Annotated in this window: 10 protein-coding genes; 2 read left to right on the plus strand and 8 right to left on the minus strand. The window is 45.9% G+C overall.

Annotated features, from left to right (window positions below; genetic code table 11):
• Both MHI55_RS19240 and MHI55_RS19245 read left to right on the plus strand, forming a co-directional pair.
• Window positions 1-732 carry an RNA pseudouridine synthase gene (locus MHI55_RS19240; RefSeq protein ID WP_253501292.1) on the plus strand — a complete coding sequence of 244 codons (732 nt, stop codon included), beginning with the start codon at window positions 1-3 and terminating at the stop codon, window positions 730-732.
• 192 nt (window positions 733-924) lie between these two features.
• Entirely contained in the window at window positions 925-1,269 is a 345-nt protein-coding gene (locus MHI55_RS19245) for an MGMT family protein (protein ID WP_036613313.1), read from the plus strand.
• A gap of 106 nt (window positions 1,270-1,375) precedes the next feature.
• Here MHI55_RS19245 and MHI55_RS19250 read toward each other — a convergent pair whose 3' ends face one another.
• The 8 genes from MHI55_RS19250 to MHI55_RS19285 all read right to left on the minus strand — a co-directional run bounded on the left by MHI55_RS19250 (window position 1,376) and on the right by MHI55_RS19285 (window position 11,626).
• Window positions 1,376-2,887: a DHA2 family efflux MFS transporter permease subunit gene (locus MHI55_RS19250; RefSeq protein WP_340030689.1), complete on the minus strand. Its 1,512-nt coding sequence runs from the start codon at window positions 2,885-2,887 to the stop codon at window positions 1,376-1,378.
• Complete coding sequence (locus tag MHI55_RS19255; RefSeq protein ID WP_036613308.1) at window positions 2,884-3,330, minus strand: MarR family transcriptional regulator; 447 nt, start codon at window positions 3,328-3,330, stop codon at window positions 2,884-2,886. Before MHI55_RS19255 ends, MHI55_RS19250 begins: the two co-directional genes overlap by 4 nt.
• A 275-nt stretch (window positions 3,331-3,605) precedes the next feature.
• A complete protein-coding gene (locus MHI55_RS19260) occupies window positions 3,606-4,046 on the minus strand; it encodes a MarR family transcriptional regulator (RefSeq protein WP_036613306.1) in 441 nt (146 codons plus the stop codon).
• Window positions 4,047-4,274: 228 nt separating this feature from the next.
• Window positions 4,275-6,737: a DNA gyrase subunit A gene (gyrA, locus tag MHI55_RS19265; RefSeq protein ID WP_340386647.1), complete on the minus strand. Its 2,463-nt coding sequence runs from the start codon at window positions 6,735-6,737 to the stop codon at window positions 4,275-4,277.
• 12 nt (window positions 6,738-6,749) lie between these two features.
• Window positions 6,750-8,729: a DNA topoisomerase IV subunit B gene (gene parE / locus MHI55_RS19270; protein ID WP_036613300.1), complete on the minus strand. Its 1,980-nt coding sequence runs from the start codon at window positions 8,727-8,729 to the stop codon at window positions 6,750-6,752.
• A 76-nt stretch (window positions 8,730-8,805) separates the two neighbouring features.
• A complete protein-coding gene (locus MHI55_RS19275; RefSeq protein WP_036613298.1) occupies window positions 8,806-9,795 on the minus strand; it encodes an ABC transporter permease in 990 nt (329 codons plus the stop codon).
• Entirely contained in the window at window positions 9,788-10,753 is a 966-nt protein-coding gene (locus MHI55_RS19280; RefSeq protein ID WP_036613296.1) for an ABC transporter ATP-binding protein, read from the minus strand. The genes MHI55_RS19275 and MHI55_RS19280 overlap by 8 nt, the downstream gene beginning before the upstream one ends.
• Window positions 10,754-11,626, minus strand: coding sequence for a GDSL-type esterase/lipase family protein (locus MHI55_RS19285; protein WP_340386648.1), 873 nt, complete (start codon window positions 11,624-11,626; stop codon window positions 10,754-10,756). It lies immediately after the preceding gene.
• Window positions 11,627-11,746: the final 120 nt, after the last annotated feature.

Genomic DNA, 11,746 nt, shown 5'->3' on the forward strand with positions numbered 1-11,746 from the left:
ATGTCAGAACATCGGCATGACCACGATGCGATTCCGATTCTGTTTGAAGACAACCATCTGTTAGGCATTACGAAGCCGGTCAATGTACCTACCCAGGAAGATTCATCAGGTGATCCGGATTTGCTTACATTGCTGAAGCAGGATTTGAAAGAACGATACAACAAACCTGGCAATGTTTATCTCGGGTTAGTACACCGACTTGATCGTCCTGTTGGAGGGGCAATGATTTTTGCCAAGACTTCTAAAGCAGCTTCGAGATTGTCCGAGACTGTGCGGGGACGTCATTTCCGTAAAATATATGCGGCTGTTGTACATGGCAAGTTACCTGCACAGCAGGGAACGTTAAAACACACGCTCCTGAAAGATGCACGTACAAATACCGTTACTGTTGTACCTAAAGGTACGGCTGGCGGTAAGGATGCCGTTCTGGATTACCGTGTTATCGGCGAGACAGACCGTTACAGCCTCGTCCATATCGAACTGCACACCGGCAGATCTCATCAGATTCGAGTGCAAATGAAAGAAATCGGCTGCCCTCTGTACGGGGATCAGAAGTACGGCGCAAGCGTGAATAAACCCGGGCAACAGATTGCTCTATGGTCGGCGATTGCTGCTTTTCCTCATCCAGTTACTAAGGAAGAAGTTATTCTGCAATCTTTGCCTGCAAGAGAATTCCCCTGGGCAGAATGGCCCGCTACCGTGTACCAAAAAGCTTTTGGACAACCTCAATAAGTACGTGTTCAAAAGACTGATTTTCAGTACCGTTACGATGGGATCAGAAGCGGTATTATCGAACAACCTCTATAAGTGCACAGGATCAGGTTACATCTGTCCATACAACGTGTCGTTCAGATTCTGTATCTGAACGACACGTTTTTTCATATTTTCAGCTATATACCTAAAATACAGAGAGGAGACATCATGATGACCCCGTTTACCAAACAAGTCGTTGCGATCATCGCAGCGATTCCTGAAGGTAAAGTGATGACTTACGGTCAGATCGCAGCCCATGCCGGAAGTCCAAGAGCCGCGAGACAAGTCGTACGTATTCTGCACTCGATGAGCCGAAAGGAACGTCTGCCCTGGCACCGTGTCGTCAATGCAAAAGGAGAAATCTCCATACCGGACGAACACTCGCGCATGATGCAGGAAACAGAACTGATTAGCGAAGGTGTGGAGTTTCAACTAAACGGAACCATTAATCTCAAACAGTTCGGTCATGAGCCCGATCCTGTATTTCTTATCGATCCAACGATCCAGCCCGAATAATAAAAGTACTCTCCTCCTATCGCGCACACCAAAAAAAGAGAACTCAGGCAGTTAGGGTTACCCCTTCGACTGCTAGAGTTCTCTTTTTGGTTTTATCTGATATTCGTTATGCTGTAGCCGTCGCTTTTTCCTGTTCTACAGTAACAGGCTCAACAGCTGGTTTTGTTTTCCGAATAAAGAACGCCATGATCAAAGCAACCACGGTCATTCCGGTAGCCACGATGAATGCATAGTTAACGCCGTAAATCGTTGCATCTGCTGTAGCTGCTAACATCGCTGTCTTATTATTAGGGTCAACTTGGCCAGCAGCCACTGCATCCGCCAGATGTGTTTTGAGCTTACTACTCATGATAGTAACCAGAATTGCTGTACCAATCGCACCGGCAACTGTACGCAATGTATTGGACATCGCTGTACCATGCGCGTTCAGACGTTGAGGCAGTTGATTCAGACCTGCTGTCTGGATTGGCATCATCAGCATCGACATACCGAACATACGAGCCGTGTAGATAAACATCATGTAGCCGTAGGTAGTATCGATTGCCAGACGACTCAGTCCAAAAGTTGTAATTGCCGTAATGGCAAGACCTGCAACCGAAAGCCAGCGTGCGCCCACTTTATCAAATATGCGACCTGTAATTGGGGACATAATCCCCATCAATATCGCACCAGGCATCATCAGAAGTCCTGATTCAATCGGTGAGAATCCACGAATGTTTTGCAGGAAAATAGGAAGCAGGATCATACCTGCAAACATCGCCATGGTCACGAGCATATTGATAATCGTTGTTAATGTATACATGTTGTACTTGAAAATACGGAACTCAAGGAGCGGATGATCTGTTGTCAGTTGACGAATAACGAACAGAATCAGGGATATCGCACCTACGACGAGACATCCAATGACAATTGCACTGCCCCATCCATCGGTACCCGCATCACTGAATCCGTAGAGCAAACTACCAAAACCAAGTGTAGATAAAATAACGCCTGGATAATCCAGTTTAGGTCTGGACTGACGTGTTACGTTTTTGACAAAAGCAATACCAATTGCCGTTGCAATAATAGAGAATGGCAAGATGATGTAGAACAACAATCTCCAGGAATAATGCTCAACCACATAACCTGAAAGTGTAGGCCCAATCGCAGGAGCCAGAATCATCGCAATCCCCATGGTTCCCATGGCCTGACCGCGTTTCTCAATTGGGAAGATGGTCAGGAATACAACGGTCATCAGAGGCATCAGGATACCTGCACCTGCCGCTTGAATAACACGACCTACCATCAGAATGGTGAAGGTTGGACTAAGACCACAGACTAATGTACCTATGGTAAATAGAGTCATGGCTGTAATGAAAATTTGACGCGTTGAAAATTTGGCAATCAGATATGCCGTAATTGGAATCAGCACACCGTTCACAAGCATATAACCCGTAGTTAACCATTGGGCTTTGTTTGGCCCGATGCCGAGGTCTTCCATGATTTTAGGAAGCGCTACGTTCATCAGGGTTTGGTTCAGGAATGCCACAAAGGCACCAATTAACAATGCCGCTACAATTGGGCCTTTCTTGATGTTGTCCATCGCTGAGGATGGAGCTGCAGCAGTAGTCGTACTCATATGTTGTTCATCTCTCTTCCTTCTAACTTTTCAATCATTTGACTATGAATTCTAAGTAGGTGCTCAAGGTCTTCCTTCGATATGTCCAGAATGGGTGATACTCTTTCCATCCACAAATGGTGCGTTTCCTGTTGGGCCTGTTCCCCTTTATCCGTAATCTGAAGTTTAACGGATCGGCGGTCAGCATCCGAACGTGTCCGAACGATATACTCGCCTTTGACCAGTCGCTCTACAACAGCGCTCATGGAACTGCTACCCATATGGCATAGCTCAGCCACTTCATTGATGCCAATGGAAGGACGCTCCCTCAGAATGGATAACACCATAAACTGGATCGAAGTCAGCTCGATCTCCTTGTTCTCATTCCAAAATGCTCGAAAAAGCATTTGATTCACTTGGCGGAACGAATTAATAATATAGAATACTTCATACGTATCAGTCATTGTTTCACCCTTTTACTTTTGGAATATAATATTTCGTACACGAAATATCAGGGGAACAATTATTTATTATAACAAAAATATTTACATAGTCAACTCTTTACATATGAATTCGCAAAAATAATATTAGGACATACTAACTGTGTTACATCCATGCCTTTACTCAACTAACCTGGACACAGTGTGTAGCATATGTAATTTGTAAATAAAATAACCATAGGGCTCCTGCACGAAACGAGCAGGCACTCCTATGGTTATTCATAAGAATCAGCATGGTATCATACCGAAGTAGATAAGGCAGGCTCTTTGGTTTTGGGTGTTGTCATTTTGCCTAACAGATATACCAGCAATTGTTGATTGTGCATCGAAATGTTACTGAGAACAGAGTTCATGAATTCATTCCGGATGGTGATTCCCCGCTCTGTCTCCATTCTTCCTTTCTCTGACAGAGATACCCACACAATGCGTCGATCCTGATTATCCCGATTCCTGCGAATCAGATCATTCTTCTCCATTCGATCGAGCAGCATGGTTACAGCAGCTGGCGTAGTTGACAGATAAGGAATCAGATCCGAAGGTTTCATCTTCTGATGGTCTTCAAGTACCTCCAAAACAGCCAGCTGAGCCTCCGTTAATGAGGGTGCCAGCTCTTGATCCATATGCAATTTATAATCTTTGGTCAACCTGGACCAGCACTTGGCAAAATCGGAATTATACATCTTCCATCGCTCCTCTCTGCAACCGGTTATCACTTCACCTGCTTAAGTTTTCGCGCTCCAAAGCCGCATTCCTGCTGCCTTTTTTCAATTTCCTAGCGATCGACCGTAATCGACGAAGGTTGTTAAACTTTGCATGAATGCCCTCTTCTAATCCGCCTTCGAACAACAAAAAAAGACTTCTCGCATGACAGGATTAGCTGTTCTGCGAAAAGTCTCGTTTGTTTGTTTTTATGAAGATGATGGTGGTTGATTCTCATTGAAGTCCCTTAGAAGTTCAACGATCTCGTCCTGTTTGTCCACATGAACGATCAGCTTGCCAATATGTTTGCGCTCTGTAATCGGAACACCTTCCGAAGAGATCGGGAACACTTGGCCTTCTTTGGTCATTACAGTGATCTTACGTTGCTCTTTGCAATAAAACGCTCCAACAATACGGCTACCATTCGGTTTCACACGTTTGCCTTCTTTGAACTCGAATGTGGCAAGCCCCTTGCCTCCACGGCTCTGTATAGCGTAATCCAGAAGTAATGATCGTTTACCATATCCCAGATCGGACAACACGGCAACTTCACCTTCATCTCCTTCTACCCATAGAGCCGATACAACTTCATCTGTATCTCTTAACTGAATACCACGAACACCACCGGATACACGTCCCATTGGATTAACCTCATCCTCTCGGAAACGAATCGCCATGGCTTCTTTTGTAATCAACATAATATCTTGACCACCTGTACTTAGATGTACAGATAACACTTCATCGTCCTTGCCCACTTTACATGCCGCAACTGCACCGGAACGTTTGGTAACGTAATCCTTCAGCTCCGTTCGTTTCACCTGTCCTCTTCGTGTAACGAAGACCAGACTGTGATTTGGCTCTTCAAAGGATTTCACAGCAAGCACACTTGCAATACGGTCATCTTTCGCAAGGGGAATGACATTCACAATGGCTGTGCCTGGATCTTTCCACTTGAATTCAGGTACCTGGTGAACAGGTAACAGGAAGTACTGACCTTTCCTCGTAAAGACAAGCAAGTTCTCAAGCGTATTTACTTCCAGAACCTGAGCGATATAATCGCCGTCTTTCACACCACTTCCGCTCCGTTCACCACCAGAACGTGTAAAGGACTGCATGCCTGTACGTTTCACATATCCCTCTTTGGATAACGTAACAAATACATCTTCCGCATTCACAAGTACTTCGAGATTAACCTTAAGTTCTTCCACTTCACCCTGGATCGCAGAACGACGGTCTATGCCGTATTTCTCACGAATCTCCATCAATTCCTTACGGATGACTCCGATGAGCTTGCGGTCACTATCCAGAATGGATTGTAATTGTGCAATCTTTTTCATCAGTTCACCGAGTTCCTTCTCCAGAGAATTGATCTCCAGATTCGTCAAACGGTACAATTGCAACGTAAGGATGGAATCCGCTTGGCGTTCCGTGAATCCAAACATCCACATCAGGTTGTTTTGGGCATCTTGACGGTTCTTCGACGCTTTGATAGCCGCAATGACCTCGTCAAGGATGTTAAGTGCTTTTACCAAGCCCTCGAGCACATGCGCACGGTCTTGCGCCTTCTCCAGCTCAAACCGGGTACGGAAGGTTACAACCTCCCGCTGATGGGCAATGTAAGCCTCGAGGATCGATTTCAATCCTAATTGATGAGGTGCTTTATTCACAATCGCCACCATATTGAAATTATAGGTGACCTGCAGGTCGGTTTTCTTCAGCAAATAAGCCAAAATACCTTGTGCGTCCGCTTCTTTTTTCAACTCAACCACGATTCGCAGACCTTCACGTCCGCTCTCATCACGCACTTCGGCAATACCTTCAACCTTCTTCTCAAGTCGGATGTTCTCCATCGCTGTAACCAGACGAGATTTCACGACCTGATACGGAATTTCGGTAATAACGATCTGCTGTTTACCACCGCGCATGTTTTCAATCTCGGTTTTGGACCGGATATAGATCCGTCCCTTACCTGTGCGATAGGCATCCAGAATGCCGTCACCGCCCATAATCAATCCGCCTGTTGGAAAGTCAGGACCCTTCATAAACATCATGATTTCGTCCAGCTCAATCGACGGTTTCTCCATCACAGCGATCGAAGCATCAATGACTTCACGTAAATTGTGTGGAGGAATCTCCGTTGCAAATCCGGAGGAAATACCGCTGACACCATTAACCAGCAAGTTCGGATAACGGGATGGCAATACAACCGGTTCTTTGGCCGTATTATCAAAATTATCCTTAAACAGAACCGTCCGTTTCTCGATATCGCGAAGCATCTCCATCGCGATGGGCGACAAACGGGCCTCCGTATACCGCATCGCCGCTGCCGGGTCATCATCCTGTGATCCCCAGTTACCATGACCGTCCACGAGCATATGGCCCATTTTCCATGGCTGAGCCATCCGCACCATGCCCTCATAGATGGATGAGTCACCATGTGGATGATAATTACCCATTACGTCCCCAACGGTTTTGGCAGACTTGCGGTAAGTCTTGTCAGGCGTATTACCTGAATCGTACATGGCGTATAGAATACGCCGTTGTACTGGCTTCAACCCATCCCGGACATCCGGAATGGCTCGATCCTGAATAATATATTTGGAGTAGCGACCGAAACGGTCCCCAACGACCTCTTCGAGAAAGGCCGGCATAAATTGTTCTGATGGACTCATTCCAAGCACCTTCTATTCTTCGTACTCTGTAAAGTCGACGTTCTCTACGATCCAGCGTTTCCGCGGATCAACCTTATCACCCATGAGCGTAGATACACGACGTTCTGCTTTTGCTGCATCAACAATCTGTACCTTCAGCATCGCACGAGTTTCCGGATTCATTGTTGTCTCCCACAGTTGATCCGGATTCATCTCACCAAGACCTTTATAACGTTGAAGCTCAACATTATTACCGAATTCCTTCATATAATTGGCCAGTTCTTCATCCGTCCATGCATATCGAACACTCGCAAGCTTACCAGACTTACGAGTAAGTTTGTACAATGGCGGCTGAGCAATATATACTTTGCCTGCATCAATTAAAGGCTTCATATAACGATAAAAGAAGGTCAACAGCAGCACCTGAATATGTGCGCCGTCCGTATCCGCATCGGTCATAATGATAATTTTGGAATAATTGCTGTCTTCAACTGCAAATTCGGTTCCTATGCCCGCCCCGATCGCCGCTGTAATGGCGCGGTATTCTTCATTTTTGAGAATGTCGGCCAGCTTTGATTTTTCCGGATTGAGCGGTTTTCCCTTGAGCGGCAGAATAGCCTGAATCTTCGAGTCACGTCCCTGTTTGGCAGAACCACCTGCGGAATCCCCTTCGACAATAAATAACTCATTTCGGGTAAAATCCTTTGATTGCGCCGGCGTTAGTTTGCCGTTCAGGTTGGAACTTTCGCTACGTTTCTTGCCTGTGCGCATATCATCACGTGCTTTGCGGGCTGCTTCTCTGGCTCTGGAGGCTTGGACCGCTTTGCGAATTAACGTTTGCGCTACCTGCGGGTTTTCTTCCAGAAACCGTTGAATATTCTCGGACACGACCGAATCCACTGCACTTCGAGCGGAAGCGCTGCCGAGCTGATCCTTGGTCTGACCTACGAACTCAACCTCTGACATCTTGACACTGATGACGGCCATCATACCTTCACGCAAATCATTGCCTTCAAGGTTTTTATCTTTTTCCTTAATCATGCTGGTACGGCGCGCGTAGTCATTCATTACACGAGTATACGCAGCCCTGAATCCGGTCTCATGTGTACCGCCACCCCGAGTAGAGATCGAGTTCACGAACGAAGCCAGCGTTTCGGTATAACCCGCGTTATACTGGATTGCCACTTCGACTTCAATGTCATCCTTCTCCGCATAGAAGTGAATAACATCATGCAGCACATCTTTATTTTCGTTAAGAAAAGCAACAAACTGGCTTGCTCCACCTTCATACATGTATTCATCCTGATTGCCCGAACGTTCATCCTTGAGCACAATTCTCAGACCCGAATTCAGAAAAGCAATCTCCTGAAGACGTTCTGCCAATGTATCATAATTAAATTGAATACCGCTCTGGAACACCCGAATATCCGGTTTAAATGTAACTTTTGTACCTGTCCGATTGGTATTGCCCAACACTTCGAGACCGGAGACCGGTTCACCGACATGTTCAATCCCTTTTTTGTCCTTCCAATACTCGAATCGCTGACGATGAATCTTGCCATCACGGAAAATCTCGACTTCAAGCCACTCGGACAATGCGTTAGTAACTGACGCACCTACACCGTGCAAACCGCCTGATTTTTTGTATCCTGATCCACCGAACTTTCCGCCTGCGTGCAAAATCGTAAACACGACCTGGGGAGTAGGAATCCCTGTTTTATGTATACCTGTCGGAATTCCCCTTCCGTTATCCTGAACCGTAATAGAACCGTCCTTATGCAGCGTGATATCGATTTTGGAGCAGAATTTGGCGAGATGTTCGTCGACAGCGTTGTCGACAATTTCCCATACCAAATGATGTAAACCTGAAGTGCTGGTGCTACCGATGTACATCCCCGGCCGTTTCCGTACCGCTACCAACCCTTCAAGTACTTGAATGTCGTCCGCGTCGTAGCCTGAAGACCCCTGTCCTCCGCCTGTCGAACCTGCCGACATATCGATTTGCTCGACCATTCATGCTCCCCCTTCTTAACTTGCAACTAAAAAAATGCCTAAAATGCAAACAGATGTTTTCTTATCCTTGTCCATTTTAATTCAAGATATCCCGTTTCGTAAAGACAAGGAATGACACAATGAGTGAAGCAATGCCCCAAACACTAAGCACAATAAGGGAAAAACCTAAATTCATACCCTCGATTGGAGGTAACCCGCCAGACAAATAATTCGGAAGTTCGAGGTTAACCATGAACAAATACTTCGCGGTCTGCCAGGACGCTGCCATACTGGTCAAGATTGTTCCTGCAATCAAAGCGGCCATCATGATAACAATACTTGCAGCAGTACTGCGCACAAGCACAGATACCATAAATGCAAGCATAGCCACAATTACACTCACAAACCAGATCAGTCCTGCCTGCATGAGCATGTACAGCCACTGGTCTACAGCATGCACTGCCGACATATCGACATCTGTTCCCACAACTTTGAATCCTGTGAAGATTGGCATGTTGAAGCCTTTATAACCAAAGACCGCACCCGATATGACATAACATATAATGTAGGCTGATACCACTATGATCGAAACAAACATAATCAGCGTAATTAATTTACTCAAAAGCACTTTCCAGCGTCTAACCGGACGCGTTAAAAGCATTTTAATCGTACCTGTCGTACGTTCACCAGAAACAAGATCTGAAGCAATAGCCATGATTAACAGTGGAATAAACAATCCAACCGCGTTGTTCATGAACTCCCGCGTAAAGGTGACACCGCCCGGTTCTTTGGGATTGATGTCATTCTCAAGATAATACTGCATCTGCTGGATGTATACTGTTCTATATTTTTTGTACTCTTCAGGTACCCGGTCGCTACCGAGCGAATTTTGATTGTCTGTGATGGCCTGTTGCAGTTCAAGACGCCAATCGCCGCCAAACTTGTCGCGATTATTCTCCGCAGATTTCATCTGGGCATACGTAAACATCGGTACGAGGACCGCAAGTACAATAAATATAATATAAAGCCGTTTTTTCTTCACCATCTTAATCGTTTCATTGCGGATCAGCGGCATGATATTACTCAATGGATTCACCTTCTGTCATTTTTAAGAATAGTTGTTCAAGCGTAGGCTGAATCCGCTGTACCCCTTCAACCTGTATACCAGCTTGAACCATCTGTTGTACCATATCAGGAATTCGATCTTCGTGCATCTCGGCAACCACAGCGTTGGGACCAAGGCCCGCAACAATGGTATCATCCATCACATCCGCAGGTCGACCTACCAGAGCAATGCCTGCATCCTGCAACATTTTTTTGCCTTGCTCCAGTGGTGAAACATGCCATATAGCCAACTTCGAATGATCTTCAATCAGTTCGCTTACACCTCCAACGGCAAGCACACGCCCAGCACTGATAATGGCTACTCTGTCACAGAGAAGCTGGATCTCACTTAACAAGTGACTGCTGACAAATACAGCCATACCTTCGCTGGCAAGTTGCTTAATAAAGACACGAAGTTCCTTAATCCCTTTTGGATCAAGACCATTTGTCGGTTCATCCAGAATAAGCAGACGCGGTCGTCCAAGCAGCGCTTGTGCAATACCGAGCCGTTGACGCATACCCAATGAGTACGTTCTGACTTTATCGTGAATCCGCTGATCCAGACGCACAATATCTACAACTTCCTGAATTCGTTCATTGTCCACACCTGGTTGCATGCGAGCGAAATGCTCCAGGTTCTCCCACCCTGTCAGATATGTATATACCTCCGGATTTTCAACAATGGAGCCTACATACTTCAAAGCACGCTCAGGGTCCCGATTCACATCATAACCACAGACTTTAATTTTTCCTTCTGTTGGTTTGATCAGATCGACCAGCATCCGTATCGTCGTTGTTTTGCCGGCACCGTTGGGACCGAGAAATCCGAAGATTTCACCAGGTTTTACGTCAAATGTAACGTCCTTAATGATCCATTTGCGTCCGATCCGCTTTTTCAGATTCTGTACGGATAGGACGGAATCATACTGCTGCTCTGCCATTTAATTTCCGCTCCCTTCTGCCGGTGTATCTGCCTGGAATTCCTGTGCAATCCGAACTGCAATTTGCTCATAACCTTGTCCGTTGGGATGGAAATGATCTGACGAGAGATACTCCCCCAGATGATTTTCAAACAAATCGAATGTAGGGACCAATGTCATCTTGTCCTCATTGTTCAAAATAGCCAGTGCAGCATCGTTCCATGCAGCCACCACTGCATTACCTGGCTTCTCCAGTTCCTTCACATCGCCAAATGGATTGTACAACCCTATGTACGCAATCTGCGCATCGGGATTAATTTCTTTTACTTTCTTCAATATCTCTTGAAGGCGCTTCGACGTTTCCGGCAAAGCCGCTGCCAGCTGCTCTGCTGTTGGCGGATCTTCCCCCTGTAGAACTTGTCCTCCCTGGAACAAATCATTTGCGCCGATCGAGAGCAAGATAAAATTGGATTGTTGTAAGACGTAACGTACGCCTTGCTCATCGAGTTTTTCCAATAAAGCATCTGTTCTCAAACCGTTTACACCCAGATTATTAAGAACCTGAACGTCATATCCTTTATCTTTAAGCAGATTCCCTGCACGTCTCACAAAACCGAGTCCTTCATCATCGCCCGTGCCTCTTGCCAGAGAATCACCGATGACGGCCATCCGAATCTTGCCATCTTCCAGGACAGCCGGTTCCCCCTCGATATCCTTAGATGGAGCAGTTGCCTCCTGGCCTGTCGTTAATGCGGAATCTCCCTCGGGAAAAATCACGTCTTTTATGGCGTATCCAAATCCAAATAACAACAACAAAGTTGCCAAGATGGATACTGTACTAACAGTTCTCCAGATCCAGGGTGCTGAATCCAGGCTTTTTTTCTTTTTCATCATCACATCTCCACTCATGTACACCAGTCCGGGTGCTTTATAATTTATAATTTATAATTTATAATGACTTTACATTAAGGCGTGTCTGAAAATCCGATTACTTCGGAGTTTTCAAACACGCCC

It is taken from the genome of Paenibacillus sp. FSL E2-0151, assembly GCF_037993015.1.
GTDB lineage: Bacteria > Bacillota > Bacilli > Paenibacillales > Paenibacillaceae > Paenibacillus > Paenibacillus amylolyticus.